Consider the following 26399-nt stretch of genomic DNA (forward strand, 5'->3'; position numbering starts at 1 on the left):
GGCCTCGCATAACTCCCCGCCCTACTCGTCGTCAGGCCCAACCCCACCAGCGACTCCGCCAACTTCACCGCCGCCCCCACCCCGTCCACCACCGGCAACCCCAACTTCTCCCCCACCACCCGCTGCAACCCCGTCATCCCGGCACACCCCAGCACCAACACCTCCGCCCCGGCCGCACACGCCCGTTCCGCCGCCGCGAGGAACGCCGTCTCCGTGCGGGCCTCGTCGCCGCCGAGGTCGAGGACGCTCAGGCCGGTGCCGACCACCGCCGCACAGTTCCGGCCCACCCCCGCCAGCTCCAGGCTGTCCTCGATCTGCCCGCAGGACCGTTCCAGCGTGGTGACGACGCCGTACCGTCGGCCCAGCAGACAGGCCAGATGGGCGGCCGCCTCGGTGATGTCGACGACCGGTACGTCCACCAACTCCCGGACGCCTTCCCGCCCGTGCTCCCCGAAGCCGGCCATGACGACGGCGTCGTACGCGGGACCCTCGTACGTCCGGAGCAGATCCATGACGGCCGCCGCCGAGAGGAAGCTGTCGAGCCAGCCCTCCGCCGACTCGGGGCCCCACGCCGGGGTCAGGCCGGTCACGGTGGTGCCCGGGCCTGCCGCGGCCCGGGCACCTCGTACGATCTCCTCGGTCATCTCCTGCGTGGTGTTGCAGTTGGTGACGACGATGCGCACGCCGGTCAGACCTCCAGCGGCTCGGGAGCAGGCTCGGCGGCGGCTCGATCGGTGCGGCAGATCAGTACGTACAGGCCCGCGCCCAGTGCCGTACCGATGAACCACGAATACGGGGCCACGTCGCTGAACGTCTTCACCAGCGCGAGCACCGCCGCGACCGCCGCCGAGGGCAGGAACGCCCACAGGGCCTTGGGGTTGACGCCCTTCCGGTAGTAGTAGCGGGAGCCCGGGGTCGCGTCGAAGAGTTCCTGTACGTCGACCCGGCCGCGCTTCACCCAGTAGTAGTCGACCATGATCACGCCGAACAGCGGGCCCAGGAAGGCGCCGAGGCCGCCGAGGAAGTAGTTGACGACCGTGGGATTCGAGAAGAGGTTCCACGGGGTCACGACCAGCGCGGCGACCGTGCTGATCATGCCGCCGATCCTGAAGGTGATCTTCTGCGGCCAGACGTTGGCCAGGTCGTAAGCCGGCGAGACGAAGTTGGCGACGATGTTGACGCCCATGGTGGCGACGGCGAACGTCAGCGCGCCCAGCACCATCACCCAGGTGTTGCCGACCTTGGCGACCAACTCGGCGGGATCCGTGATGGCTTGGCCCCAGACCTCCAGCGAGCCGGCCGTGACGATCACCGAAACGACCACGAACGCCGTGGAGTTGATGGGCAGGCCCCAGAAGTTGCCGCGGCGGACGGTCTTGTAGTCGGGCGCGAAGCGGGAGAAGTCGCAGAAGTTGAGCATCAGCGTGCCGTACGTCGCGAGGATCAGCCCGATCGCGCCGAACCACTGCCGCCACTGCTCGCCGAACGAGACCGGGTGCGGGGTCGAGGTGAGCGAGATCGACCAACCCGCCTTCGCCAGCACCCAGATGGCCAGCGCGATCATCACCAGCCAGATCGCGGGACCGCAGAAGTCCTGGAACTTCCTTACGGATTCCATGCCCTGACTGATGATCACCGCCTGGATCAGCCAGAGGGACACGAAAGACACCCAGCCGAGGGCGTCAAGTCCCAGGAAGGAGTGGTGAGTCCAGGACTCCAGGCCCGGCCACGCGGCCAGCAGCATCACGTTGACGGCGACCGAGGCGAGGTAGGTCTGGATGCCGTACCACATGATGGCGATCACGGCCCGGATGAGGGCCGGGATGTTCGCACCCCACACGCCGAAGCTGATCCGGCTGACGACCGGGAACGGGACGCCGTGCGCCTGCCCGATCTTCCCCATCCAGTTCATGCCGACGTAGATGAGCACGAAGCCGACGAGCAGGGAGGTGAAGACCTGCCAGACGTTCATGCCGAGGACCAACAGGCCTGCGGCGAACGTGTAGTTGCCGAGGTTGTGGACGTCCGACATCCACATGGCGAAGAGGTCGAAGACCTTCCAGTTCCGCTTGTCGGCGGGCGCGAGGTCTTCGTTGGTGAGCCGGGGATCGGGGACGAACGCTGGCGTGCCGGTGACTGCGGCACTGTCGGCGAGGGACACAGGGCCTCCAGGGCGAGGGGACGGGAGGGATGGGCAGGACGGCTTCCGGTGTCGTTTGGTATACCAAACTGCCGTCATAGTCCTCCCGTCAACCGTTCCGACCGATGTCTCCGTTGTTAACGCTCCGTAAAAGACCCTCGGAGTCGGCGAAGATAAACCCATGAGCTCCACGACAGCGAAGATCGAACCCCTCGGAGCGGTGCGCGAGCGCGTCCTGGCCACCCTGCGGCAGGACATAATCGCCGGTCGCCTCCGCCCCGGTGACCGGCTGGTGGAGCGCGAGCTGGCCGAGCGCTTCGGCATCTCCCGGGTGCCGGTCCGCGAGGCGATCCGCGCGCTGGTCGCCGAGGGGTTCGTCCACTTCGAGACCCCGCGTCGCACGGTCGTACGCCGTCTCACCCCGAACGACGTGCGGGAACTCTTCGAACTGCGCGAGGCCCTGGAGGTCTACGCCGCCGGGCTCGCCGCGACCCGCGCGACCCCGGAGGATCTGGCCGAGGTGGCGGAACTCCTCGACCGTGCGGCCGCCGCGACCGAGGCGGGGGACGCCGAGGTGATCACGGACATCAACAGCCGCCTGCACGACAACATCGTGACGATAGCGGGCAACACGCTGCTGACCGCCGCCCTGGAACCGGTCGCCGGCCGACTGCGCTGGATGACCCGACGGAACGAGGAGTGGCCCCAACTCCTCGTGGAACACCGTGAGTTGTACGAGGCGATCGCATCCGGCGACCCGGACCGCGCCCGCGCGCACGCACTGGCCCACGTGCGGACCAACTACCGTTCCACGGTCCGGCATCTGTTCGGGGACGACGCGCAGTCGTAAGCAGAGGGAGCGAACATGGTCAGCAGACGTGGCCTGTTGAGCGGGGCCGCACTGGTCGGCGTCGGGGCGATGGCGAGCGTGGCGCAGGAGTCGGAGGTGGCCGTGGCGGACGTGGCGCTGGACACTCCGTTCACACCGGTCGGCACGCCGCATCTGGCGCAGGCCGAGCAACTGGTGGGATATCAACGGCTGTTGGCGGCCGGGTATCTGGTCAATGGGCTGGTGGGGCACTGGTCGCTGGACGGCTCGGGCGCGGACCGCTCCGGCCGCGAGCACCCCGTCACACTCGGTTCCGGTGCGACCTGGTCGGCGTTGCGCGCGGGCGGCGAGCTGAGTCTCGACGGGACGTCCGGGGCGTACGCCGCCACCGATTCCGTCCTGGACACGACACTCCCGTTCACCGTCTCGGCGTGGGTGCGGCTGGCGAGCGACGCCGACCCGGCGACCAGGTACACGGCGGTGAGCCAGGACTCCGCCACCACCAGCCGCTTCCTCCTCCAGTACGACAACACCGTCTCCACCTGGGCTTTCAAGGTCCGCAGCGAGGACCAGGCGACGAAGGTGTCCGCCGTCGCCACGTCACCGGCCGGTCTCGGTATCTGGACCCATCTGACCGGCGTCTGGGACGGCACGCAGATCCGCCTGTACGTCGACGGCCTGCCGGCGGGCAGCGCGGCGACGGCCCTGTCCTGGGCGGCACCCGCGGGCCTCTCCATCGGCCGGGCCCGTTTCGACGGCGCGCCCGTCAACCGCTTCAAGGGCGCGATCGACGACGTACGTGCCTACGCCCGCGCCCTGTCCGCCGACGAGATCGCCGTCGTCAGCGGCCGTACGGCCCGCCAGAACAACGTCTACCAGTCGGGCTCACCCGCCACCCTCACCTGGGGCACACCCGACGACCCGGCGAGCTGGGTGGCCCGCGCCCGCTGCGCGTCCTTCGTCACCGGCGTCCTGAAGCACACATACGGCTGGGCCACGGACGACTACTTCCTCCAGTACTTCCAGGAGAAGGTCCCGGAGGCCGCCGACTACTGCGCGGCCTTCCTGAACGGCACCGCCGGCCCCCGCTTCCAGCGCGTTCGCAAGGTCGCCGACCTCCGGCCCGGCGACATCATCGCCGTCGACTACAACGGCAGCGACCCCGACAACACCGGCCACATCGTCATGGTCCGCGAGGTCAAGGGCGTCTTCAGCGGCACCGCCGACTTCACCGGCGAGACGCAGTACGCCGTCGAGATCATCGACTGCACCTCCGACCCGCACGGCGTCTACGCCCTGACCAACTACCCCAAGTACCCCGACACCCGCATGGTCGGCAACGTCACCGGCGAGAACCTCCAGGGCGTCGGCATCGGCCACATGATGTTCTACGCCTCCGACACCACGGGCGAGTTCTCGCGGTACCGGTGGAGCGTCAACTCGTCGAAGAGCAGCGGGACTTACGACGTGACGGCACGACCGGTGGCGGCGGCGCGAGTCGGCTGACCAACCGGGCCGACGACGGGCCACCAACTGGACTAGCGCCGCGCGTACTTGTCCGTCGCCGCCACCAGCGCCTCCACGACACCCGGCGCGCCCATGTTGTGCCCGGCCTCGTCCACGATCACCAACTCGCTGCCGGGCCAGGCGTGTTGGAGCCGCCAGACGACACCGAGGAGGTTGCCGAGGTCGAGGCTGCCCTGGACGAGGGTGCCGGGGATGTCCTTGAGGAGGGGCGCGTCCCGCAGCACGACGCCCTCCTCGTTTCCCTCCCCCAGGAAGTGGTCGTTGCCCCAGTAGTGCGTGACGGTCCGGGCGAAGCCCATCCGGAACTCCGGGTCCTCGTACCGCTTTTCGGAGCGCGGCGGGGCGGGGATGATCGCCGTCTCCCAGTCGGTCCAGGCCCGTGCGGCCCGTTCCCGCACCGCCCGGTCGGGCGACTCGATGAGCCGGTTGTAGGCGGCGGCGAGGTTGCCGTCCCGTTCGTCCGTGGGCAGTTCACCGACGAACTGCTCGAACGCCTCCGGGAACAGCTTCCCAAGTCCCCTGGTCAGCAAGGCCACTTCGGGATCGGACCCGGTGGCGACACAGGTCAGCACCAGCTCCGACACCGCCCCCGGATGCGTCTGCGCGTACCGCAGCCCGAGCACCGACCCCCACGACGCGCCCCACACCAGCCACCGCTCGATCCCCAACTCCCGCCGCAGCAGCTCCAGATCGACGATGAGGTGAGCCGTCGTGTTCACGCTCATGTCGGTGTCGTAGGCGCTCGCGTGCGGTGTGGAGCGTCCGCACCCGCGCTGGTCGAGCAGCACGATCCGATAGACGGCGGGGTCGAAGTAGCGCCGGGAACGGGGAGAACAGCCCGACCCCGGGCCCCCGTGCAGCACGACCGCGGGCTTGCCGCGCGGGTTTCCGCAGGTCTCCCAGTAGACGCGGTTGCCGTCACCGACGTCGAGCATGCCGTGGTCGTACGGTTCGATCTCCGGATACAGGCCCATCCTGCGACCCTAGCCTCGCTACGGCGTGGTCGGCAGCCCCGCCGCCCCGGCCGCCGTGCGCAGGACGCCCCGCAGCATCGCGGGGGTGAGTTTGCCGGTGAAGGTGTTGCGCTGGCTGACGTGGAAGCAGCCGAAGAGGTCGAGGCCGCCGAGGGAGACCTGTGTCCCGTGCCCGAACGCGGGCCGTGGGCGCGGGACTTGCCACCCCGCCGCCGCGAACGCGGGCAGCGCCGCCTGCCAGCCGAAGGCGCCGAGTACGACCACGGCCCTCAACGTCGGCCGCAGCAGGGTCAGTTCCTCGACGAGCCAGGAACGGCAGGTGTCCCGCTCCTCAGGGGTGGGCTTGTTGGCGGGCGGGGCGCAGCGCACCGGCGAGGTGATGCGCAAGCCGTACAGCTCAAGGCCGTCGTCGGCGCTCACGGCGGTCGGCTGCGAGGCGAGGCCGATGTCGTAGAGGGCCTCGTACAGGACGTCCCCGGAACGGTCGCCGGTGAACATGCGGCCGGTGCGGTTGGCGCCGTGCGCGGCCGGGGCCAAGCCGATGATCAGGAGCGAGGCGTCGGCGGGACCGAAGCCGGGTACCGGGCGGCCCCAGTACGTCCAGTCGGCGAAGGCGGCGCGTTTGGTACGGGCGACCTCCTCGCGCCAGGCGACCAAGCGGGGGCAGGCCCGGCAGCCGGTGATCCGATGGTCGAGGTCCGACAGGTTCATGCCCTCACCGTAGGGCGACCACGTGACGGCGACACCGAGAGCCACCAAGCACGCGCCAAGCCAGGCCAAGTCGCGCCCCGAGGAGCGTCCCCCGGCTCAGGTCGTCGGCCGAAACCCGCCGGAGCCGCGCGCCTCGGGGGACTAAAGTCGAGGCATGGCTTCCGAGGGTGCGGACGAGACCGACGGCGACAACGGAACCGGCACGACGACCACGACGAGCCGGAACACCGACGCGCCCCAGAGCCCCGCGGCCGAGCCGCAGAGCGACGCCGTGGCCGCCGCCAGGGCCGCCGGTCCCTCGAACGGTGAGAGCGTCCGCGTCGACAGCTGGATCTGGTCCGTCCGCCTGGTCAAGACCCGCTCCATGGGCGCCGCCGCCTGCAAGGGCGGCCACGTCCGCGTCAACGGCGAGCGCGTGAAGCCCGCCCACTCCGTCCACGTCGGCGACGAGGTACGCCTCCGTCACGAGGGCCACGAGCGCATCGTCATCGTGAAGCAGGTCATCCGCAAACGGGTCGGCCCTCCGGTCGCCGTCCAGTGCTACGTGGACAACTCCCCGCCGCCCCCGCCCCGCGAGGCCGTCGCCCCGGCCGGCATCCGCGACCGCGGCACCGGCCGCCCCACCAAACGCGACCGCCGCGAGATGGAACGCCTGCGCGGCCAGCCCACCGCCGACGCCGATCCCGCCACCACTCCCGATGCTTCCCGGGACCGGGGCACCCACCACGACTCACGCCGCGACTCACGCCGCAGCACGCACCGCGACCGGCAACGGTGACCTCCGGCCCGGGCCCCTCGGCCCACCGGATGCCACCGTCACCCTGCGCTCAGCTGTGATCAGCCGTACCGCACGGATCACGCCCGTCGTCGTAGCACTCGCAGCAACTCCCTGTTCTGCCCCCGCCGCGCCCAGGCGATCAGGGCCAGCGGGATGATCAGGATCAGCGGTGTCGCCGCGTTCTCACCGTGGAACACGGTCATCTGCACGACGAACGCGCCCACCATCAGCGCACTGAGCGCCGTCGCCGCCACCGACTGCAGCAGCGGGACCAACAGCCCGACGGCACCGGCCAGTTCGAGCGCGCCGATGGTGTACATGGCCCCGCTGCCCCAGCCGATCCGGTCGAAGGAGTCCACAGCCGACGGGTCCGCGATCAGCTTGGGCAGCGAGCTCGCGACGCCGTAGAACAGGGCGATCAGCACCTGAAGGGCACGCAGCGCGATCCGGGCACGGCGACCGCGAGCGGTCGCGGACTCGGCGACGGCGACGACGACGGGGCGGGAGTTCGCGGAGGCCGGGGAAGCGGTGGTCTCGGACATGAGGTTCTCCTGTGGGAAGCAGTGGGAAGCGGTGGGAGCGCTGGGAAGCGGTCCGTGTTGCTTTCACAGGGGTAGACCGGCCCTCGTCCTCGAACTCATCGCCGCCGCACGCGATTTCCTTCGCTGAGCGGTTCGCCGTCGAAGGTACGGGCGTACAGGCAGGCCGATCACGAGAAGTGGATCACTCCAGCGGCACTCGACACAGGGGACTCTCGGTTTTGGTGAGTTGCAGGCTCGCCTGCCACAGGCGCAGTCGGGCCGCGCTGTCGTATGCCTGGGAATGAACACGTGCGTCGCGGGTGCGGTCGTAGAAGCGTCCGGTGGCACCGGCGCGTGCCGGATCGGAGACGAGCCGGCGGGTGGCGGTCACTCCTTCTTCCAGGGTGTCGATGCTGTATCCGATCTCGGCCAGGACGATCTTGGTCGGCATATAGGTCGCGGGGTGCAGGCTGTTGACCGTGACCTCGTCGGCGGGCAGGCGTGCGGCGAGTTCGAAGCCGGACGTGATCTGGGCGAGCTTGCTCTGGCCGTAGGCCCGGATGCCGTCGTAGTCGCGCTCCAGCATCAGATTCTCGAAGTCGAGCGGGTGCTGGCCGATGGAGGCGACGTTGACGATGCGGGCCGGCGCTGACGCCCGCAGCAGCGGCAGGAGTTCGAGGGTGAGCAGGAAGCCCGCGAGGTAGTTGACGGCGAAGCGCAGCTCGTGGCCGTCGGCGCTGGTGCGGCGGGTGCGGCCGTCCGGTTGGCCGCCGCCGATGCCGGCGTTGTTCACCAGGACGTCGAGTCGGTCCACCGATGCGCGAATCTCGGCGGCCATGCGGCGGACCTGGTCGAGGTCGGTGAGGTCCGCGGTCACGGTCCGGGGCCTGGATTCGCCGCGGGCCGTGAACTGGTCCGCGATGCGGTCGAGTTTGGCCTGGTTGCGGCCGTGCAGGATCAGGTCGGCGCCGTCGGCTGCCAGGCGTTCGGCCAGGGCCAGGCCGAGGCCGTCGGTGGCGCCGGTGATGAGGATGGTGCGGGGCAGGATCATTGCTGGTCTCCCAGGTCGATCGCTGTGTTGGTCGGGTGTTGCGCAGCCTGCGTGAGGGTGGCCGTGAGGTCCTCGACGAGGTCGTCGCCCATGGGCCGGCGCGTGGTCAGGAGGCGGTACCACAAGGTGCCGAACACGATGTCCAGGACGGTTGACGCGGTAGGACGGGGCGGCAGGTCACCCCGTGTCCGGGCCCGATCGAGGACGACCTGGAGCGCGTCGCGCCGCCACTGCAGGAAGGAGCTGCGGAAGAGCTCGCCGAACTCCTCGTTGATCTGGGCCTCCGCCATCAGAACGCGCAGGATGTCGACGACGCGCTGCTGGCGGCTGAGCCGGAACGTGTCCTCCAGGAAGGCCCGTACGTCGTCGGTATAGGAGCCGTGGTCGGCGTTCGTGATGTACAGATCGGCTTTCACCGCGAGCGCTTCGAGGAGAACGTGGGCCTTGGAGGGCCACCAGCGGTAGATCGTCTGTTTGCCGCATCCGGCGCGGTTGGCGATTCCTTCGATCGTCAGGCCCGCGTAGCCGATCTCGCCGACCAGTTCGAACGCCGCGACCAGGATCGCCATCCGGCTCTCCGCGCTGCGCTTGCGTCCCGGGCGTGACTCCGAGGGGGGTTGCTTGTCCATGACCATGGAGGCTAGCTTAATTCGAGACGCAGCGGTTCGAAATAAGGAGACGCCATGTCCCAGCGCACTGCCCTCGTGGTCGGGGGAACCTCCGGAATCGGGCTCGCAACGGCCCGCCTGCTCCAGGCACGTGGCGCCACGGTGCACATCGCCGGCCGCAGCAAGGAGCGCCTCGACGCCCTTGCCGTCACCGACGCCGAACTGGTCGGGCACCGGGCCGACGCCGCAAACCCTGACGAGATGAGCGCACTCGCCGAGGCGACCGGCAGCATCGACTGGCTGGTCCTGGCGGCCGGCGGAAGCGAAGGGCCGGGGCCGGTGGCCGATCTCGACCTGACGATGCTGCGACGCGCGTTCGAGGCCAAGTTCTGGCCCCACGTCACCACGATCCAGGCGGTCCTGCCGCACCTCACACCGGACGGGTCCATCACCCTGCTCAGCGCCATCACCGCGCGGACCGGCATGCCAGGAACGGCCGGCATCGCCGCCCTCAACGGCGCCGTCGAGGCCCTGGTCAAGCCGCTGGCCGCGGAACTCGCTCCGATACGGGTGAACGCCGTCTCCCCCGGGCTCGTCGACACGCCCTGGTGGAACGGCCTGCCGGAGGATGCCAAGCGCGAGTACTTCGCACAAGCGGCTGCCACCCTGCCGGTCCGCCACATCGCCTCGGCACAGGAGATCGCCGAGGTGGTGGCCCTGACCGCCACCAATGCCAACCTCACCGGCACCATCATCGAGACCGACGGGGGCGCGCGTCTGGTCTCGCTCGGCTGACCCGCCCACCGCGCCGTGGTGTCCTGCCCCTGCCGCCGCCTCGGCAGGGCAGGACACCGACACTCAAGCCCGACTCACAGCTGCCGAGCGCGGCGAGCCGAGGTGATCAGCGGCCAGTCGCGCAGCAGCCGATACCGCTGGCAAGACCGAATGATCAACCCCCGAAGAACTTCCGGGCGAGACCGCTAAGCCACTTCCGCTCCCTCTCCTTCCGGCGCCTCTGCCTCCTCTGTTACCGCCACCGCCCTCACCCATATCCGGTCCGGTGTCAGATAGCTGTCCACCTTCAGTCCCGCCTCCACCAGCGCCTCCTCGAACTGGTCCTTCGTCAACGGCCGGGACAGGAACGTCTGGGTCCAGACCGCGTCCGGGAAAACATACTCCGCATGCACCGAGTCGACCCCGTCCCCAACCGGCTCCGCCGACACCATCCGCACGGTGAAGCCACTGGGATCGATCCGCTCGCGCGGCAGGTTCGTGTGGTAGTCCTCGCCCTCCCGCTGGATCAACACACAGCCGCCCGCCGCGACATGCCGTACACAGGTCCGCAGCAGTCCGCGCCGCACCTCGGCGTCCCCGGCGTGCACCAGGAACGACGCGAGCATCACCACGTCGAAGGTCTCGCCCAGATCGAGGTTCTCGATCGGACCGCATATCGTGCGCGCTCCCTGAACCCGCTCCAGCATCTCGGCGGACTCGTCGACCGCCGTGACCGTGAACCCGCGCTCCAGGAGGGGGTGGGTCACCCGCCCCACCCCGCTGCCCAGCTCCAGGATGCGCGCACCCGCCGGCACGGCCGCGGCGACGATGTCCGGCTCCTGGCCGATCGACAGCCGCGAGTACAGCTCGACCGCGCAGCCGTCCGGAGTGATCGCCCCGGGTCCTGTCCCCTCGTACCCCTCACGCATTTCGATTCGCATGCCCGTCCAACGGACCCCGTCCGCACATCCGTTCCTGACTCGCACTGATTCACCCGTACGAGTCAATTCCCTTCAGGCAGGCAACTGTTGGCGACTATGGGAGGTCCGAGTCGAGCCGGGGATCAGAGCGGAAACCACCCGTGTCCGAGGTACCAGTGCCCACCCGCCCGCAGATGATCCCCGACGGCCCGCTCCACGGACGTACCCCTCGGCAGGCCTTCCACCGGCTGCTCGGGATGGCCGAAGACGAACTGGACGGGATCGGTGTCGACCGGCTCCGTGTCCTCGCGGATCACTCGGAACCGTTCCTGGAAGCGGACGATGTTGGAGTCGGCGGAGAGATACCGCTTCAACTGCGGGTCCAGCAGCCAGGAATGGCAGGTCGCGACCTCGTGGCGTTCCTCGGGGAAGTACCGGGCGAAGAACGCACGAGCCAGTTTCAGCGAGCGGTCGCACGCGGCCGGGGTGAGCGGCCCGGAGTAGTCGGGGATGTGGAGGTTCAGGCAGGGCGTCCCCGGCTCCGCGTCCAGCCCGGCCGCCGTGAGCGTCCGCGCGGTGCTCTCGTCGAGCCGCGCCCGCTCGAACTGCAACCGCCCCAGCTGGTACAGCTCGCCGCGGAAGTGCGGGACGAGCCACTGCGGGAACGGCAGCCCTCCGCCGCCGAACCGTCTGTGGTGCACCGCGATGTTGCGCCCCAGGTCGGCGAGGGTGCGCCGGGAGACGTCGGCGGGGATGTCGCGTTCACGGTGGTACGCGCGCGTGTAGGGCAGCGCGGCGACGAACACGTACACGGGGAAGTAGGCGCCGACCTCGGCCGGGGCCTCGGGCAGCCGGGCCAGGAGCAGCTCGGTGAGCCGGGTCCAGTGGCCGTGCTCCCCGATGTCCTTCACCAGCTCGCCGACGCACTCCTCCAGGAGCCGCGTCGCGTCGGTGTCCCGGGTCAACACCCGGCGCAGTCGCACCAGTTCGTTGATGTCCTCATGGGGTACGGCGAGGTCGAGCAGGACCTCGGGCAGTTCGTCGGCGTCCGGCAGCACGGTGCGCTTCCCCTCCCTGTGGAGCCTCATGAAGCCCTGTGGATCCCTGTGGAGAACGTCCGCCCCGAAGAGTACGTTGCAAGCAGGAGTAGTGATCCTGATGCGTACAGGCAGTGAGCCGACGACAGCGCGCAGTCCGCTGCGGACACGGTTCTGGCTGAGCGTGTGGGGGCTGGTCTGGACGATCTTCGGCACGGTCGCGTTCGTGCTCGCCGGGCGCCCCGGGTGGGCGGCGGCCTGCGCGGTGCTGTGGCTGATCGTCACGGTCGACATGGCCATGATCCTCAGACACATGCGCCAGGGCCCGCACTACCAGCCGGGCCCGGACGTCCCGCCGTACCGCCCGCCGGAGCACCGCAACCCCTGACGTGCACAAGCGCGCTCTACAGGCGGGCGCCTACTCCTCGAACCGGGCCGCCTTCAGGTACTGCGGTGTGGGGTCGAGCGCGGCGGCCAGCCGGAAGTGGCGCTTGGCCTGGTCGGCGCGGCCCTGTCGCTCGTAGGTGCGGGCGAGCGCGAAGTGCGCGAAGGCGTTGTCCGGCTCGCGCTCCAGGACGATGGTGAACTCCAGCTCGGCTGGGCGCAGTTGCGCGGCCGCGAAGAAGGCACGCGCGCGCAGCAGGCGCGCGGCGGTGTTCTCCGGGTGCGCGTCGATGACGCGGTCGAGCAGCTTCACCGCGCCCCGCGGGTCCCGCGCGTCGAGCAGCTGCTCGGCGGCACGGAAGTCGATGACATGGGTCTCCGGAGTACGTCCGGTCGTTCCGCTGTTCTCGGGCACGGCAAAGTCCTTCCCTCACTCGGACGTTTCAACGCCCGCGGAAAGGGCCGCTATTCCTGGGGTGGCTGTTGGGGCGCGTGCGCCCTGCGCACGAGTTCGGCCCATACGTCCCGTACGCGCCGCTCCAGCGCCTCCAGGGGTACGTCGTTGTCGATGACGATGTCCGCGATGGCGAGCCGCTTCTCGCGCGTCGCCTGGGCGGCCATACGCGCGCGTGCGTCGTCCTCGGTCATCCCCCGCAGCCGGACCAGCCGGTCGAGCTGGGTCTCGGGGCTCGCGTCGACGACGATCACCAGGTCGTACAGCGCGGCGAGGGCGTTCTCGGCGAGGAGGGGGACGTCATGGATCACTACGGAGTCGTCGGCCGCGGCGGTTTCGAGTTCACGGGAGCGCCTGCCGACCAGGGGGTGCACGATCTCGTTGAGAACGGCCAGCTTCTCGGGGTCGGCGAAGACGATGGAGCCCAGCTTCGGCCGGTCCAGGGCGCCGTCCGCGCCGAGCACGTCCGCCCCGAAGGCCTCGACCACCGCCGCCAGCCCGGGAGTTCCGGGCGCGACGACCTCGCGCGCGATGCGGTCGGCGTCGATCAGGACGGCGCCGTATCCCACGAGCAGCCGCGACACTTCACTCTTACCGGCACCGATGCCCCCGGTGAGGCCGACCTTCAGCATGGACCGAAGCCTACGGCCTGTCACCGACAGGGCACCCGGTGACCACCGGCAACCGATCGGGGCCTGTCCGGCGGACAGGCCCCGATCGTCATCCGCGCGTCAGCTGTCGCCCTCGCGCTCCGCCAGGAAGCGCTCGAACTCCTGCCCGATCTCGTCCGCCGACGGGATCTCGACCGGTTCGGCGAGCATGTTGCCGCGGCTCTCGGCGCCCGCGGCGGCGTCGTACTGGTGCTCCAGGCCCTGGACGAGCGCCACGAGCTCCTCGTCGCCCTCCTGGATCTGGCGGTCGATCTCGGTCTGGGTGCGGTGGGCCTCGGTGCGCAGGGAGTGCGCGATGCCCGGGAGGACCAGTCCGGTGCCCGCCGTGATGGCCTCCAGGACGGTCAGGGCCGCGTCCGGGTACGGGGAGCGGGCGATGTAGTGCGGGACGTGCGCGGCGACGCCCAGGACGTCGTGACCGGCCTCCATGAGGCGGTACTCGACGAGCGCCTCGGCGCTGCCGGGGACCTGCGCCTCGTCGAAGGGGCTGCGGTGCCCGGGGACGAGGTCGTTGCGGTTGCCGTGCGGGGTGACGCCCACGGGGCGGGTGTGCGGGACGCCCATGGGGATGCCGTGGAAGTTCACGGACAGCCGGACGCCGAGCCGCTCCACGATCTGCTGGACGGCCGCGGCGAAGCGCTCCCACTCCACGTCCGGCTCGGGGCCGGAGAGGAGCAGGAAGGGGGCTCCGGTGGCGTCCTGGACCAGTCGCACGTCGAGCGTGGGCTCCTCGTACTCGGTCCAGCGGTCCCGCTTGAAGGTGAGCAGCGGGCGGCGGGCGCGGTAGTCGACGAGCCTGTCGTGGTCGAAGCTGGCCACGAGCTGGTGGGGCAACGTGTCGAGCAGACGTTCGACGATCTGATCGCCCGTCTCGCCCGCGTCGATGTATCCGTCGAAGTGGTAGAGCATGACAAGACCGGCCGACTCCTGTGCGAGCGCCATGTCGACGACTGCCAGGCCCTTCGGCTCCCATGCGTACAAACCCTGCGGATCAAGCACAGTGACCGCTCCTCCTCGTGTTCGTACTGCACAACGCCCTCCAGGGCATGGGCATTCCCGCCCATGCCCCTGATCAGGCACCTCTTACGGGCTTTTCATGCGCCGTGCCCCCGTGTCACCGGGCGGGCGTCCACGTCACGAGGACAGCACGCGCGCGTGGAGTGCGGTCACGGCCTTGCGGGCGGAGGAGAACGCGCCGTGCTGCCAGGCGTCGGTGTAGCTGAGCCAGTCGCCGGCGAAGTAGACGCGTCCCGTGGGGTCGTTGAGCGGCTTGTAGCGGACGTCGTCGGGGCCACCCGGGGTGTCGTGCCACGCGGCCTCCAGGTGGGGCGTCTGACGCCAGTGGTGGGAGAAGGACGATGCCAGTTCGCTGCGGTACTTCTCCCCGTAGATCTTCACGCCCACGGCCACCGCCCGCTCTTCCCGCCCCTTGGGGGTGAGCTTCGCGTAGGAGTCCGCGTCGTCGTCGTAGTTGTAATACCCGATGAGGACGCCCCGCTCACCGTGGAAGCCGTAAGAAGGGTGCCAGATGTGGGTGACGTCCTGGTCGGTCTCGGTGATACCGCCGTAGATCCGGTGATCGAGCTCCCACCAACGGGACTTGTACTCCAGGCCGATCTTCGCTGCGGACGACGGGGTGATCGCCTCCAGCGCGGTCTGGACGCCGCTGCCGAGGTTGTGCGGGATCTTGGCGAGGATGTTGGGCGGCAGCGCTCCAACGCAGTAGTCCGCCTCGACCACCTTCGTACGGCCGCCCTGGGTGTAAGTGACGGAAACACCACTCCCCTTGTCGGTGATTTTCGACACGGCCGCTCCCGTACGGATGCGGTGCGCGCCGATCGCCCGGGTGAGGGCCTTCGGTATCTGGTCCATGCCGCCGACCGGCTGGAACATCAACATGGCCTGGTCGAAGCCGAATTCGAAGGAGAAGTAGCGGCCGACACCGCTGGCGAGGACCTCGGAGGCGGTGGGCACGTCCCCGAGCAGCACACCCGGGGTGCCTGCGGCGGCCGGGACGGTCGAGTACCCGCGGAAGTCACCGCCTTCATAGGTCAGTTTGTCCCCGAGCTCTCCCCAGCCCTTGAGGAACTCGACGAGCCGCTCCTGGTCGGCGGCGGTCAACTCCTTGTCCAGGGCGCCCTTGTCCGTGGCCTTGGCGAGCAACTCCGAGACATAGCCGTAGACATCGGCCTTGGCGGTGCGGTAGCGCTCGGGCTTGGTCATGCCGGTGGACTCGTTGTAGATGTACGCGTCCGCGTTGACGTTGGTGAACACCTGGATGGGGACGCCGAGTTCACGGCAGTAGTCGAGGGTGACCATCCACTGCGGGATCCGCGCGGGACCGCAGTTCATGTAGTGCCCGTCGGCGAACCGGGCGGTCTGCCGGTTGCCGTAGAGGTCCGTCGTCGTGTCACCGCCGCGGACGGTGAAGTTGCGGCCGCCGGTACGGTCCCTGGCCTCCAGGATCGTACAGTCGTAGCCGGCCTTGCCCAGTTCGTACGCCGTGGTCAGTCCGGCGATGCCACCGCCGACGATGACGACCTTGGCCGCACCGCGTCCGGTGAGGTGGAAGTCGCTCGTGCTCAGGGCACGAAAGGGCTGTTCCCGCTGGGCGGCCTGCGCGGTGGGGGCGAGTCCGAGGGCCCCCATGGTGGCGAACATCGTGCCCGCGCCACCGGTGAGACCCACGTTCCGCAGAAATGCACGTCGGCTCTGGTTCCTTGCCATGGTCCGGCTCCCCTTCTCCGATCATGAATGACCGAGGCAGGGTCCCAACGACCGGTTACGGCACGGCAGTTACTGATGTATCCCGCACGTTTCTACAAGGCCGGGGGAAAGCGCCCCTTCAGGGGCGCGGGGAACTGCGCGACCAGCCCCCACCGGCCGCAAGCCGAAACACACGACTGAGGGGCCGCACCCCGAAAGGTACGGCCCCTCAATCAAGAGCTACAGCTCAGTGGGCGTTCAGCTCTGCCCACCCGCCAGCTTCTCACGCAGCGCAGCAAGCGCCTCGTCGGACGCCAGCGCACCGGACGTGTCCGCACCCTCGGAGGAGTACGAACCGCCGCCGCCACCACCGCCGGCCGCGGCCGGAGCCGCACCCGCCGTGTCGACGCCCTCGGCCGCCGCCTGGGCGTCGGCCTCGCGGGACTTGATGACCTGCGCCTGGTGCTGCTCGAAGCGCTGCTGCGCCTCGGCGTACTGGGTCTCCCACACCTCGCGCTGGGATTCGAAGCCCTCGAGCCAGTCGTTGGTCTCGGGGTCGAAGCCCTCGGGGTAGATGTAGTTGCCCTGGTCGTCGTACGACGCGGCCATGCCGTACAGCGTCGGGTCGAAGTCGACCGTGGCCGGGTCGGCACCGAAGGCCTCGTTGGCCTGCTTCAGCGAGAGGCTGATGCGACGGCGCTCAAGGTCGATGTCGATGACCTTGACAAAGATCTCGTCGTTGACCTGGACGACCTGCTCCGGGATCTCCACGTGGCGCTCGGCCAGCTCGGAGATGTGCACCAGACCCTCGATGCCCTCGTCCACGCGGACGAACGCACCGAACGGAACCAGCTTCGTGACCTTTCCGGGCACGACCTGGCCGATCTGGTGGGTGCGGGCGAACTGCTGCCACGGGTCTTCCTGGGTCGCCTTCAGCGACAGGGAGACGCGCTCGCGGTCCATGTCGACGTCGAGGACCTCGACGGTGACTTCCTGGCCGACCTCGACAACCTCGGAGGGGTGGTCGATGTGCTTCCAGGACAGCTCGGAGACGTGGACCAGACCGTCGACGCCACCCAGGTCCACGAAGGCACCGAAGTTGACGATCGAGGAGACCACGCCGGAGCGGACCTGACCCTTCTGGAGGGTCGTGAGGAAAGTCTGGCGGACCTCGGACTGGGTCTGCTCCAGCCAGGCACGGCGGGACAGGACCACGTTGTTGCGGTTCTTGTCCAGCTCGATGATCTTGGCCTCGAGCTCCTTGCCCACGTAGGGCTGGAGGTCGCGGACACGGCGCATCTCGACGAGAGAAGCCGGCAGGAAGCCACGGAGGCCGATGTCGAGGATGAGTCCACCCTTGACGACCTCGATGACGGTACCGGTGACGATGCCGTCCTCTTCCTTGATCTTCTCGATGGTGCCCCAGGCGCGCTCGTACTGGGCGCGCTTCTTCGAGAGGATCAGGCGGCCTTCCTTGTCCTCCTTCTGGAGAACAAGGGCTTCGATCTCGTCGCCGACCTTGACGACCTCGTTCGGGTCGACGTCGTGCTTGATCGAGAGCTCGCGGCTCGGGATGACACCTTCGGTCTTGTAACCGATGTCGAGCAGGACCTCGTCCCGGTCGACCTTCACGATGACGCCATCGACAATGTCGCCGTCGTTGAAGTACTTGATCGTCTCGTCGATCGCGGCGAGGAAGGCTTCCTCGTTACCGATGTCGTTGACCGCTACCTGCGGGGTGGTGGCGGTGGTCTCGGTGCTGCTCGTCATGTGGGAAAGGGCTCCGGTACGGACATTGAAGTCGTAGGTACTGCTCACGCCGAGAGCCGTTTTCGCTTCGCTCTGCAGAAGGGCCGGACAGCCAAGGAAGCGCCGATCCGGAACACCAGGTGTCCGGTGGCGCCTCGAAAACCGAGGGGTCATACATACAGATGCGAGCGCAACCTGCTAGGTCTGAGGTGCGCAGGCCCGCAGCGCAACTTGTAGCATACGGGGGCAGCCAGGCAGGGTCAATGCGCGAAGGCGCACACCCGGGGCGGATCGCCGCATACCCGGCACAAAACGTGTCCCGCGAGGCCACGCAGGCCTGAACCACCCCTTCTGTGACGCCGCCGGGGACAGCCGCACCGTAGAGGTGACGGAAGAGTACGACGAGGGAGCCGATCATCCAAGAGCCCGATGCGTTCGAGCCGGAAGCCACCCGACGTGATGCCGACGTCACCGAGAGTTCCCGGGCCAACCGGGGCTGGTGGGACCGGAACGCGGACGACTACCAGGTCGAACACGGCACGTTCCTCGGCGACGACCGCTTCGTGTGGGGCCCCGAGGGCCTCGACGAGGTGGAGGCCGAACTACTCGGCCCGCCCGAGGAGCTGAAGGGGAAGGACGTCCTGGAGATCGGCGCCGGCGCGGCCCAGTGCTCGCGCTGGCTGACCGCCCAGGGTGCCCGCCCGGTCGCCCTGGACCTCTCCCACCGTCAGCTCCAGCACGCGATGCGGATCGGCGGATCGTTCCCTCTGGTGTGCGCCGACGCGGGCGCACTGCCCTTCGCGGACAACTCCTTCGACCTGGCCTGCTCGGCTTACGGCGCGCTGCCGTTCGTCGCCGACCCGGCGCTGGTGCTGCGCGAGGTGCGCCGGGTGCTGCGGCCCGGCGGCCGGTTCGTCTTCTCGACCACGCACCCGATCCGCTGGGCCTTCCCCGACGAGCCGGGCCCCGAGGGCCTGACGGTCTCCGCCTCGTACTTCGACCGCACGCCGTACGTCGAGCAGGCCGACGACGGCCGCGCGGTCTACGTGGAGCACCACCGGACAATCGGTGACCGCGTCCGGGACATCGTGGCGGCGGACCTGCGCCTGGTGGACCTGGTCGAGCCGGAGTGGCCGTCCTGGAACACCGCCGAGTGGGGCGGCTGGTCCCCCCTGCGCGGCAACCTCATCCCTGGGACGACGATCTTCGTGTGCGAACGCGACCGCGAAAACACCTGAGGGGCCTGAACAACTGAGGGGCTGAACGGAACGCGGGCACGCGCGCGTAGAGGTCGTTTCGCACGGCGTACGACACTGGGGTCGTGATCCGCTACGACGCCCTCGACGCGCTGCCCGTCCGCAGTGCCCTGCCCGGACTCGACGCTGCCCTGGAGGCGGGCGGTGCGGCCGTGCTCGTCGCGCCGCCCGGCACCGGCAAGACGACGCTGGTGCCGCTCGCGCTGGCCGGGCTGCTCGGCGAGGGGAACGAGGGGCCCGCGCGGCGGGTGGTCGTCGCCGAGCCGCGGCGGATCGCGGCGCGGGCGGCGGCCCGGCGCATGGCGTGGCTGCTGGGCGAGAAGGTCGGCGAGAGCGTCGGGTACACCGTGCGCGGCGAGCGGGTCGTCGGACGGCACGCACGCGTGGAGGTCGTCACGACCGGAGTGCTGCTCCAACGGCTGCAACGCGACCAGGAGTTGGCGGGCGTCGATGCCGTGATCCTGGACGAGTGCCACGAACGGCACCTCGACGCGGACACGGTGGCCGCCTTCCTGGTCGACGTGCGGGAGGCGCTGCGGCCCGAGTTGCGGCTGGTCGCGGCGTCCGCGACCACCGATGCGCAGGGCTGGGCCCGGCTGTTGGGCGATGCGCCGGTCATCGAGGCGGAGGGTGTCGCGTATCCGGTGGAGGTCGTCTGGACGCCTCCGGTACGTCCCGTACGGCCGCCGCACGGGATGCGCGTGGACCCGGCGCTGCTCACGCACGTGGCCTCGACGGTGCGGCGGGCGCTGGGCGAGCGGGACGGGGACGTGCTGTGTTTTCTGCCCGGGGTCGGGGAGATCGCGCGCGTGGCAGGGCAGTTGGGCGACCTGGGCGGGGCCGAGGTGCTCCAGGTGCACGGGCGGGCGCCAGCCGCCGTACAGGACGCGGTGCTGTCCCCGGGGGCGCGGCGGCGGGTGGTGCTGGCGACGTCCGTGGCCGAGTCGTCGCTGACGATTCCCGGTGTACGGGTGGTCGTCGACTCGGGGTTGGCGCGGGAGCCGCGGGTCGACCACGCGCGCGGGCTGAGCGCGCTCGCGACGGTACGGGCGTCGCAGGCGGCCGGGCGGCAGCGGGCGGGGCGGGCCGGGCGTGAGGCACCGGGGGCGGTGTACCGGTGCTGGGCCGAGGCCGAGGATGCGCGTCTGCCGCGTTTTCCGGCGCCGGAGATCAAGGTGGCCGATCTGACGGCGTTCGCGCTTCAGGTGGCGTGCTGGGGGGATCCTGGGGCGTCGGGGCTGGCGTTGCTGGACGCGCCTCCCTCCGGGGCGATGGCGGCGGCTCGGGGTGTTCTGGCGGCCGTGGGTGCCGTCGACTCGGGTGGGCGGGCCACGTCACGGGGTGTGCAGTTGGCTCGGCTGGGTCTCCATCCCCGGCTGGGGCGGGCCCTGTTGGACTCGGGTCCGGCCGGCGCCGAGGTTGTCGCGCTGCTCAGTGAGGAAGCGCCGCGGGCCTACGGGGATGATCTTGCCGGGGCTTTGCGGAGTGCCCGGCGTGGGGGTGACGCCTATGCGGGGCGGTGGCGTGCGGAGGTTCGGCGGCTGCGGGCCGTGAGAGGGGAGATTTCCCATCCACCCACCCGTTACGGCCCCCTAAAAGTGAACGTCACAAGCGATGACTCTCTCGTCGGACTCGTCGCCGCCCTCGCCTACCCCGAACGTGTCGCCAAAGCCGACGGCGGTTCCTATGTCCTCGTCTCCGGCACCCGTGCCGAAGTCGGTGATGCCAGTGCCCTCCGCGGCTCGCCCTGGATCGCCGTCGCCGTGGCGGACCGGCCGATCGGCAAGGGGCACGCACGCGTGCAGCTCGGAGCCGTGGTCGACGAGGACGTCGCCCGGTTCGCGGCCGGGGCGCTGCTCAGTGAGGTGGACGAGGTCCACTGGGCCGACGGCGATGTGGTCGCCCGGCGGGTCGAGCGGCTCGGGGCCGTCGAGTTGGCGGTGCGGCCTCTGAAGAACGCCGACCCCGTTGCCGTACGGGACGCGCTTGTTGAGGGGCTGCGGCAGGAAGGGTTCGGGTTGTTGCGGTGGTCGGACGATGCTCAAGTGCTGCGGAAGCGGCTGGCGTTCCTGTATCTGCACCTCGGAGCGCCCTGGCCCGATGTGTCCGACGAAGCGCTGCACGCGCGCGTGGACGAGTGGTTGGAACCCGAGTTGGGGCGGGCTCGGCGGCGGGGGGATCTGGGGCGGATCGAGGCGGGGCAGGGGCTGCGGCGGTTGTTGCCGTGGGCTTCGGGGGACGCGGGGCGGTTGGACGAGTTGGCTCCGGAGCGGTTCGTCGTGCCGAGTGGGTCCAGAGTTCGGATCGACTACGGGAATCCCGAACAGCCCGTGCTCGCCGTGAAGTTGCAGGAGATGTTCGGGCTTCACGAGTCGCCGACCGTCGCCGGGGTGCCCGTGCTCGTGCATCTGCTGTCCCCCGCCGGGCGGCCCGCCGCCGTCACCGCCGATCTCGCTTCCTTCTGGAAGGACGGTTACAAGGGCGTGCGGGCGGAGTTGCGGGGGCGGTATCCGAAGCATCCGTGGCCGGAGGACCCGGCGACCGCCGAGGCCACGCGGTTCACGAACGCGCGACTCAAGCGTTGACCGGTTCCGGTTCCTGGACCTCGGTGGAGGCGGGGTCGCCGGGGCGCCTGCTGCGGGCCTCCAGGTAGAGGGAGAGCGCCAGCAGGAGGAGGCCGAGGGTCAGGAAGCCCCAGGGGAGGTAGGAGACCATCAGGAGAACGAGGGTGCGGTTGGACTTCACCAGGGCGACGGTGTGCTTGATGTAGTCCTCGCGCATCTTCACGTCGCCGGCGAACGCCGTCACCTTGTCCCGGTCACCCAGGAGGGTGCCGCCGCGCAGTTCCTCCTTGTGGAGCTCCTCCCCGTAGACCGGTGCTCCGGTGACCGGTTCGACCCAGAACTTGCGGACCGTGGTGTACCAGCGGGTGGTGCCGGTCTTGGCGACGGACTCCGGGGTGATGCCCTTGACGGGCATCGTCTTCGGGAAGGGGACCTTGGTCCAGGGGATGGTCTGCTCGAAGTAGTAGACCTTGACGCCGCGGAAGTTCTCGGTGCCCTTGTAGTGGATCGGGTTGGTGGTGCGGGTCTGCGCGTCGAAGTACTCGTAGTCCCGTTTCTGCGTCAGGAACGGCCACTTGAACTCGATGCCGTCCCGTTTCACCGGATCGCCGTCGACCATCTCGCCGGTGGCGTGGACGGGGTCCTGGGTGTGCGCGTCGAAGATGTAGCGCTCGGGGATCGAGGAGACCATCTTGCCGTCGGGCCCCTGGACGTAGGACAGGCCGTCCCAGACGACGACGTCCCGGCCGGCGGTCTTGTCGATCTTCTTCGCGGCGTCCACGTCGCCCTTGAGGGTCTGCACGATGGTGACCTTGGGGACCGTCTTGGCCTGCATGGTGCCGTAGTCGAGGAGGGTGGCGTTCTTCGCCTCCAGGACCATGTCCTGGTACTGGTTCGCCGGGATCTTGGCCAGGCGCGGGAAGGCGTACCAGCGCAGCAGCGGGGACAGCGCCGTGAAGAACACGGCGAGGGCGAGCAGGATCAGGCTGGCCTTGCGGCGCATCTCGGCCTCCTTCCCTAGCGGTTAAACGCTTGCGCAAAGGCTTGCGTAAACGCTTGCGCAATCGTTTACGGGTGCGCGGGCACCGTCGTCAGCAGCGGTTTCGGCGAGGTCTTGCCCATCGGTGAGCCCATCGCGGTGATGGTCAGGACCAGCGCGAACGCGAGCACGAGTCCGGTCGTGGCGGCGATCAGGGCACGCATGCCGGCCTCCCGACAGGCAGAAACCGAAGGGGGAACTGAACGGACCAGGGAACTGATAGGTCGTCAGGTCCGGCACCGTAGCAACGCACGGGCGAGATGAGAACACGTTGCACACACGACAAAGGCGCCCACCCGCCGAAGCGGAGAGGCGCCCTCGTCCTACGGTCGTGCAGCCGGACTACGCGCTCGGCGATGCCGACGGGCTCGGGCTGGCCGAGGAGGTGTCGGTGGCCGCCGCCACGGTCAGTTCGACCGTGAGGATGGCGCCGCCCGTGGTGGTGATCTGGAGCAGGAAGGTGCCGGTGGTGTCGTCGGCGTACAGCTTCGGCAGCTTCAGGAGGCCGTCGGCGTCCGTGGCCAGGCCCGTGAGGGTGCGGATGGTCTTGCCGTCCGCGTCCTTGAAGTAGGGGCCCTTGTCGTTCTCGGTGGTGTCGTCGGCAGCCTTGATGAGGGTCGCGGTGGCCCCGACCTTGTCGGCGACGGCGCCCTTGTAGGTGGCCTTCACCTCGACCTGGTCGGTGAACTCGCCGCCCGGTGTGCAGGTCAGCGCGGTGGTGCCGGTGCGGGCCAGGGTGTCGGCGACACGGGGCGTGACGCTGGCCGTGTAGTCGAGACCGGCGATCGCACGACCGACGAGGGTGGCGCGGACGGTGAAGTCACCGGTCGTCTCGCCGGCCTGCAGAGCGGGCGCGACGGCCACACCGGAGGCATTGGTGACGACCACGGCGACCTTCTCGCCGCCGGTGAACGTGGCGTCCGTGTCCCCGACGATCGTGAACCGGATCCTGACCTTGGCGACGGTCTTGCCCGCCGAGGTCTTGGCGCTGGTGCTGATCTTCTTGCTGAACGCGTCGCCCGCCATCGCGGTCAGCTTCGCCGTACCCGCGTCCGCCAGCTTGGCCACCGTGTCGGTGGGGGTCGGCGTGGGCGTCGGGGTCGAACTGGCCGGCGTGGTGGGGCTCGTGCTGGGCTTCGGGGTCGGGCTGGGGTTCGGCGTCGAGGTCGCCGGAGTCGTCGTCGAGGGCGAAGGCGTGGCCGTGGGCGTCGGGTTGGCCCCGGAGTTGTCGTCGCTGCGGCCCGACGGCAGGGTGCCCGTGCCGTCCGGGACCGAGTGGGTGCCCTTGCGGTAGTACTCCAGCCAGGACAGGACCGTGTTCAGGTAGTCCGTCGAGTTGTTGTAGCTGAGGATCGCGCTGCGCAGGCCCGCGTCGGTCGACAGGTTCCAGTCGTTGCGGCACAGGTAGTGGCCGGCGGCGAGCGCGGCGTCGTAGATGTTGTTGGGGTCCTTCTTGCCGTCGCCGTTGCCGTCGCGGCCCGCCCAGGCCCAGGTGGACGGGATGAACTGCATGGGTCCGACGGCCTGGTCGTACGTGCTGTTGCCGTCGTACGCGCCGTTGTCGGTGTCCTTGATGAGCGCGAAGCCGTTGCCGTCGAGCGCGGGGCCCAGGATCTTCGAGGTCGTGGTGCCGCTCACGTCGACCTGGCCGCCGCGGGCCTGGCCGGACTCCACCTTGCCGATGGCGGCGAGGAGTTGCCAGGGCAGGTTGCAGCCGGGCTTGGAGGCGGCGAGTTCCGTCTCGGCCTTCTTGTAGGCGTCGAGGATGGTCGCCGGGATGCCGGCCTCGGCCTCGCCGACCGAGACCGGGGTCCCTATGGAGGGCGACTGGCTGTCGCTCGGGCTCGGGAGGGGGCTGCTGAGCGGCGGGAGGTCCGTGTAGTACGGCGAGTCTCCGGTGGCGCTGTGGTCGGTGCTCCCGTCGGGCGTCGTCTGGCCGGCGGCGGTCGGTCTGTCGTTGCCGGTCACCGCCGGAGCCTGGGACGCGGACAGTGCCGCGACCGCTGCCGCGGCCACCGCCGTCGTCGCCGCACCCTTGCGCAGCCGCCTGCCGAAATGCGCCGTCATGGAGTGAACCCCTCCCAGGGACGCCCGAGCGCCCGTCCTTGTCTGTTGCCTCTGCGCCTGTTGTGACGGTCGAGCCGCGCCACAGGTTGCCCTCGTGCTGCTTTTCGGATGTTCTGTACGCTTGCTCCGCTCTGCGCCCGACGGCGCGCTCCCCCGCGCGGCAACCCAGGCGACCCTACGACAACTTGCTTTGCACGGGCACCCGTTCGTGACCGTTATTCACCGCTTGGCCATATGCCGATGTCTCCTACGGGGAGCCCTGTTGCCGTTCACCTTGAGTCACGCCGCCGCCGTACTGCCCGCCGTGCGCGGCGACGGAAGGGGGCGCGGGCGTCTCGTACCGGCGGTGCTGGTGGCGGGTTCCTTCGCCCCCGACATGACGTACTACGCGGCGAGTGCGGTACCCGGGGCGATGGAGTTCGGGAACGTCACGCACTCCTTCCCGGGTGTCTTCACGGTCGACGTGGCGATCACCTGGGCGACGGTCGCCCTGTGGCTGCTCCTGCGCGAACCCCTGGTGGCCCTGCTCCCGCGCGCCCGCCGGCCCCGGACGGCGACCCTGTTGCGCTGCGGCACTCCACGCGCGCGTGCGACCCCGTCTCTGGCTCTCTGGTGGTACGTCTCCGCGGTGCTCGGCGGCCTGACCCACGTCGTGTGGGACGCGTTCACGCACCACGACCGGTGGGGCGTACGCCTGTTCCCCGTCCTCGACCGGCAGTTGGGCGGCAGACCCCTCTTCTCGGCCCTGCAGTACGGCAGTTCGGCGCTCGCCGCCCTGCTGATCACCGCGTTCGTGGTGCGTGCGCTACGACGGGTTCCGGCCGCCGAGCCGGTGGGGGTGCCCGTGCTGTCGGTACGGGACCGGTGGGCGGCCGGGGTCGTCCTCGCCGCCTGCGCCCTGATCGCGGCGACGGAACGGGCATCGACCTGGTGGGCCTACTGGGGCTCCACGGCAAGCCCCTGGGACCTGATCCCGACCCTGTGCTTCGGAGCGGGGGCGGGACTGGTGCTGGGCGTGCTCCTGTACGCGGTCGGCGTCCGGGTATGGCGCCCGGCGCCACCCGGGGTGCCGGGCGACCCGGACGCGGTCAGCGCGGGGCGGGGCCGTAGTGCCGGCTCGCGCTGAGCACGGTCAGGGGGCGGTGGAGGGCCGAGGGGCGGCGCGAGGGGGACGCGGTCACGCCGAGCCGTCCGGTGGGGTCGCGATGAACACCGTCATGGTGTGCGCGGAGGGCGACTTCGGGAGGCGGGTGAGGACGAGGTCCAGGTAACTCCGCCCCAGGTCGGCCCAGAGCCGCCAGACCGGAGTGCCGGTGGGGGTGGTGGCGGGCCCCTGCGGGTGTCTGGCTTGTTCTCGGGGGTCTACGGCCGTGTCGTCCCGACGCGTCAGCCGGCGCCGGAGGCCTGCGGCCGTGTGCTGGACGGCCATCGCGAGGTCGGCGGGAATGCGGGCGGTACTTGCGCCGACCGCGAAGGCCGGGACCGGCGGGCGAGGCGTCACCTGGGCGGCAGCGGCGTCCGCTGCCTGTATTCGGGTCCGCGCCCGACCCGTCCGGCGATGGAGCATGCGTATACCCATGCCCGCATCCTTACGGCCGCGGGGGGCGGGGGGCGTCTTCGCGGGGGCCACGCGGGTGAC

The 26399-nt window shown here is 69.9% G+C and carries 26 protein-coding genes; 8 read left to right on the forward strand and 18 right to left on the reverse strand.

The window, feature by feature from the left end; all coding sequences use genetic code 11:
- The coding region (locus tag SPR02S_RS53505; RefSeq protein ID WP_019065276.1) for an aspartate/glutamate racemase family protein at positions 1-683 on the reverse strand (683 nt) is incomplete at its 3' end.
- A gap of 5 nt (positions 684-688) precedes the next feature.
- Positions 689-2161: an NCS1 family nucleobase:cation symporter-1 gene (locus SPR02S_RS53510; RefSeq protein ID WP_019065277.1), complete on the reverse strand. Its 1473-nt coding sequence runs from the start codon at positions 2159-2161 to the stop codon at positions 689-691.
- A gap of 160 nt (positions 2162-2321) precedes the next feature.
- On the opposite strand from SPR02S_RS53510, the gene SPR02S_RS53515 reads away from it, so the two are divergent.
- Positions 2322-2990, forward strand: a complete 669-nt coding sequence (locus tag SPR02S_RS53515; protein WP_019065278.1) for a GntR family transcriptional regulator — start codon at positions 2322-2324, stop codon at positions 2988-2990.
- A gap of 15 nt (positions 2991-3005) precedes the next feature.
- A complete protein-coding gene (locus tag SPR02S_RS53520; protein ID WP_019065279.1) occupies positions 3006-4475 on the forward strand; it encodes a LamG domain-containing protein in 1470 nt (489 codons plus the stop codon).
- Between the two features lie 32 nt (positions 4476-4507).
- Here the strand turns inward: SPR02S_RS53520 and pip are convergent, their stop codons facing one another.
- The gene (pip, locus tag SPR02S_RS53525) at positions 4508-5470 is read right to left on the reverse strand and encodes a prolyl aminopeptidase (RefSeq protein WP_019065280.1); all 963 of its coding nucleotides are present in this window, start codon (positions 5468-5470) and stop codon (positions 4508-4510) included.
- Positions 5471-5488: 18 nt separating this feature from the next.
- A complete protein-coding gene (locus SPR02S_RS53530; RefSeq protein ID WP_019065281.1) occupies positions 5489-6181 on the reverse strand; it encodes a uracil-DNA glycosylase in 693 nt (230 codons plus the stop codon).
- 154 nt (positions 6182-6335) lie between these two features.
- Between SPR02S_RS53530 and SPR02S_RS53535 the strand changes: the two genes are divergently transcribed.
- Positions 6336-6959, forward strand: a complete 624-nt coding sequence (locus SPR02S_RS53535) for an RNA-binding S4 domain-containing protein (protein WP_019065282.1) — start codon at positions 6336-6338, stop codon at positions 6957-6959.
- 77 nt (positions 6960-7036) lie between these two features.
- Here SPR02S_RS53535 and SPR02S_RS53540 read toward each other — a convergent pair whose 3' ends face one another.
- The 3 genes from SPR02S_RS53540 to SPR02S_RS53550 all read right to left on the reverse strand — a co-directional run bounded on the left by SPR02S_RS53540 (position 7037) and on the right by SPR02S_RS53550 (position 9160).
- Positions 7037-7501, reverse strand: coding sequence for a DoxX family protein (locus SPR02S_RS53540; RefSeq protein WP_019065283.1), 465 nt, complete (start codon positions 7499-7501; stop codon positions 7037-7039).
- Positions 7502-7682: 181 nt separating this feature from the next.
- Entirely contained in the window at positions 7683-8531 is an 849-nt protein-coding gene (locus SPR02S_RS53545) for an SDR family NAD(P)-dependent oxidoreductase (RefSeq protein ID WP_019065284.1), read from the reverse strand.
- A complete protein-coding gene (locus tag SPR02S_RS53550) occupies positions 8528-9160 on the reverse strand; it encodes a TetR/AcrR family transcriptional regulator (protein ID WP_043259150.1) in 633 nt (210 codons plus the stop codon). Before SPR02S_RS53550 ends, SPR02S_RS53545 begins: the two co-directional genes overlap by 4 nt.
- Before the next feature lie 54 nt (positions 9161-9214).
- On the opposite strand from SPR02S_RS53550, the gene SPR02S_RS53555 reads away from it, so the two are divergent.
- A complete protein-coding gene (locus SPR02S_RS53555) occupies positions 9215-9934 on the forward strand; it encodes an SDR family oxidoreductase (RefSeq protein WP_019065286.1) in 720 nt (239 codons plus the stop codon).
- Positions 9935-10119: 185 nt separating this feature from the next.
- Here the strand turns inward: SPR02S_RS53555 and SPR02S_RS53560 are convergent, their stop codons facing one another.
- Together SPR02S_RS53560 and SPR02S_RS53565 are read right to left on the reverse strand one after the other, a co-directional pair.
- A complete protein-coding gene (locus tag SPR02S_RS53560) occupies positions 10120-10854 on the reverse strand; it encodes a class I SAM-dependent methyltransferase (RefSeq protein WP_019065287.1) in 735 nt (244 codons plus the stop codon).
- 122 nt (positions 10855-10976) lie between these two features.
- On the reverse strand, positions 10977-11921 hold the full coding sequence (locus tag SPR02S_RS53565) for an acyltransferase domain-containing protein (protein ID WP_019065288.1): 945 nt from the start codon (positions 11919-11921) through the stop codon (positions 10977-10979).
- A 70-nt stretch (positions 11922-11991) separates the two neighbouring features.
- Between SPR02S_RS53565 and SPR02S_RS53570 the strand changes: the two genes are divergently transcribed.
- Positions 11992-12258 (forward strand): DUF6343 family protein, encoded by a 267-nt coding sequence (locus SPR02S_RS53570; protein WP_043259152.1) that lies wholly within the window; start codon positions 11992-11994, stop codon positions 12256-12258.
- A 30-nt stretch (positions 12259-12288) separates the two neighbouring features.
- Here SPR02S_RS53570 and SPR02S_RS53575 read toward each other — a convergent pair whose 3' ends face one another.
- The 5 genes from SPR02S_RS53575 to rpsA form a co-directional block, all read right to left on the reverse strand.
- The gene (locus tag SPR02S_RS53575; RefSeq protein WP_019065290.1) at positions 12289-12669 is read right to left on the reverse strand and encodes a tetratricopeptide repeat protein; all 381 of its coding nucleotides are present in this window, start codon (positions 12667-12669) and stop codon (positions 12289-12291) included.
- Between the two features lie 50 nt (positions 12670-12719).
- The gene (coaE, locus tag SPR02S_RS53580; protein ID WP_019065291.1) at positions 12720-13340 is read right to left on the reverse strand and encodes a dephospho-CoA kinase; all 621 of its coding nucleotides are present in this window, start codon (positions 13338-13340) and stop codon (positions 12720-12722) included.
- 99 nt (positions 13341-13439) lie between these two features.
- Complete coding sequence (locus SPR02S_RS53585; RefSeq protein ID WP_019065292.1) at positions 13440-14378, reverse strand: PAC2 family protein; 939 nt, start codon at positions 14376-14378, stop codon at positions 13440-13442.
- Positions 14379-14513: 135 nt separating this feature from the next.
- Positions 14514-16106 (reverse strand): flavin monoamine oxidase family protein, encoded by a 1593-nt coding sequence (locus tag SPR02S_RS53590; RefSeq protein WP_043259148.1) that lies wholly within the window; start codon positions 16104-16106, stop codon positions 14514-14516.
- A gap of 237 nt (positions 16107-16343) precedes the next feature.
- Entirely contained in the window at positions 16344-17855 is a 1512-nt protein-coding gene (rpsA, locus tag SPR02S_RS53595) for a 30S ribosomal protein S1 (protein WP_019065294.1), read from the reverse strand.
- Positions 17856-18247: 392 nt separating this feature from the next.
- Here rpsA and SPR02S_RS53600 point away from each other — a divergent pair, with 392 nt between their 5' ends.
- Positions 18248-19072 (forward strand): class I SAM-dependent methyltransferase, encoded by an 825-nt coding sequence (locus SPR02S_RS53600; protein ID WP_086021748.1) that lies wholly within the window; start codon positions 18248-18250, stop codon positions 19070-19072.
- An 83-nt stretch (positions 19073-19155) separates the two neighbouring features.
- Positions 19156-21675: an ATP-dependent helicase HrpB gene (gene hrpB, locus SPR02S_RS53605; protein WP_019065296.1), complete on the forward strand. Its 2520-nt coding sequence runs from the start codon at positions 19156-19158 to the stop codon at positions 21673-21675.
- On the opposite strand, the gene pgfA is transcribed toward hrpB, so the two are convergent.
- The 3 genes from pgfA to SPR02S_RS53620 all read right to left on the reverse strand — a co-directional run bounded on the left by pgfA (position 21665) and on the right by SPR02S_RS53620 (position 24760).
- Positions 21665-22657, reverse strand: coding sequence for a cell envelope lipid trafficking protein PgfA (gene pgfA, locus SPR02S_RS53610; protein WP_019065297.1), 993 nt, complete (start codon positions 22655-22657; stop codon positions 21665-21667). The genes hrpB and pgfA overlap by 11 nt on opposite strands.
- A 65-nt stretch (positions 22658-22722) precedes the next feature.
- Positions 22723-22857, reverse strand: coding sequence for an SPW_0924 family protein (locus tag SPR02S_RS62720; RefSeq protein WP_019065298.1), 135 nt, complete (start codon positions 22855-22857; stop codon positions 22723-22725).
- Positions 22858-23035: 178 nt separating this feature from the next.
- A complete protein-coding gene (locus SPR02S_RS53620) occupies positions 23036-24760 on the reverse strand; it encodes a lytic transglycosylase domain-containing protein (protein WP_019065299.1) in 1725 nt (574 codons plus the stop codon).
- Between the two features lie 262 nt (positions 24761-25022).
- Here SPR02S_RS53620 and SPR02S_RS53625 point away from each other — a divergent pair, with 262 nt between their 5' ends.
- Positions 25023-25886, forward strand: coding sequence for a DUF4184 family protein (locus SPR02S_RS53625; protein ID WP_019065300.1), 864 nt, complete (start codon positions 25023-25025; stop codon positions 25884-25886).
- A gap of 51 nt (positions 25887-25937) precedes the next feature.
- Here the strand turns inward: SPR02S_RS53625 and SPR02S_RS53630 are convergent, their stop codons facing one another.
- Positions 25938-26339, reverse strand: a complete 402-nt coding sequence (locus SPR02S_RS53630) for a hypothetical protein (RefSeq protein WP_019065301.1) — start codon at positions 26337-26339, stop codon at positions 25938-25940.
- Between the last annotated feature and the right edge of the window lie 60 nt (positions 26340-26399).

Origin of the sequence: Streptomyces prunicolor NBRC 13075, assembly GCF_000367365.1 — a bacterium.
GTDB classification, from domain to species: domain Bacteria; phylum Actinomycetota; class Actinomycetes; order Streptomycetales; family Streptomycetaceae; genus Streptomyces; species Streptomyces prunicolor.

Excerpts from the sequence above, each read along its gene's own strand:
- pgfA (WP_019065297.1), bottom strand. The coding sequence starts at position 22,657 with ATGCGCCGCAAGGCCAGCCTGATCCTGCTCGCCCTCGCCGTGTTCTTC.
- SPR02S_RS53550 (WP_043259150.1), bottom strand. The coding sequence starts at position 9,160 with ATGGACAAGCAACCCCCCTCGGAGTCACGCCCGGGACGCAAGCGCAGC.
- SPR02S_RS53590 (WP_043259148.1), bottom strand. The coding sequence starts at position 16,106 with ATGGCAAGGAACCAGAGCCGACGTGCATTTCTGCGGAACGTGGGTCTC.
- pip (WP_019065280.1), bottom strand. The coding sequence starts at position 5,470 with ATGGGCCTGTATCCGGAGATCGAACCGTACGACCACGGCATGCTCGAC.
- SPR02S_RS53545 (WP_019065284.1), bottom strand. The coding sequence starts at position 8,531 with ATGATCCTGCCCCGCACCATCCTCATCACCGGCGCCACCGACGGCCTC.
- SPR02S_RS53630 (WP_019065301.1), bottom strand. The coding sequence starts at position 26,339 with ATGGGTATACGCATGCTCCATCGCCGGACGGGTCGGGCGCGGACCCGA.
- SPR02S_RS53570 (WP_043259152.1), top strand. The coding sequence starts at position 11,992 with ATGCGTACAGGCAGTGAGCCGACGACAGCGCGCAGTCCGCTGCGGACA.
- SPR02S_RS53555 (WP_019065286.1), top strand. The coding sequence starts at position 9,215 with ATGTCCCAGCGCACTGCCCTCGTGGTCGGGGGAACCTCCGGAATCGGG.
- SPR02S_RS62720 (WP_019065298.1), bottom strand. The coding sequence starts at position 22,857 with ATGCGTGCCCTGATCGCCGCCACGACCGGACTCGTGCTCGCGTTCGCG.
- SPR02S_RS53620 (WP_019065299.1), bottom strand. The coding sequence starts at position 24,760 with ATGACGGCGCATTTCGGCAGGCGGCTGCGCAAGGGTGCGGCGACGACG.
- SPR02S_RS53535 (WP_019065282.1), top strand. The coding sequence starts at position 6,336 with ATGGCTTCCGAGGGTGCGGACGAGACCGACGGCGACAACGGAACCGGC.
- SPR02S_RS53515 (WP_019065278.1), top strand. The coding sequence starts at position 2,322 with ATGAGCTCCACGACAGCGAAGATCGAACCCCTCGGAGCGGTGCGCGAG.
- SPR02S_RS53540 (WP_019065283.1), bottom strand. The coding sequence starts at position 7,501 with ATGTCCGAGACCACCGCTTCCCCGGCCTCCGCGAACTCCCGCCCCGTC.
- SPR02S_RS53530 (WP_019065281.1), bottom strand. The coding sequence starts at position 6,181 with ATGAACCTGTCGGACCTCGACCATCGGATCACCGGCTGCCGGGCCTGC.
- coaE (WP_019065291.1), bottom strand. The coding sequence starts at position 13,340 with ATGCTGAAGGTCGGCCTCACCGGGGGCATCGGTGCCGGTAAGAGTGAA.
- rpsA (WP_019065294.1), bottom strand. The coding sequence starts at position 17,855 with ATGACGAGCAGCACCGAGACCACCGCCACCACCCCGCAGGTAGCGGTC.
- SPR02S_RS53520 (WP_019065279.1), top strand. The coding sequence starts at position 3,006 with ATGGTCAGCAGACGTGGCCTGTTGAGCGGGGCCGCACTGGTCGGCGTC.
- SPR02S_RS53560 (WP_019065287.1), bottom strand. The coding sequence starts at position 10,854 with ATGCGAATCGAAATGCGTGAGGGGTACGAGGGGACAGGACCCGGGGCG.
- SPR02S_RS53565 (WP_019065288.1), bottom strand. The coding sequence starts at position 11,921 with ATGAGGCTCCACAGGGAGGGGAAGCGCACCGTGCTGCCGGACGCCGAC.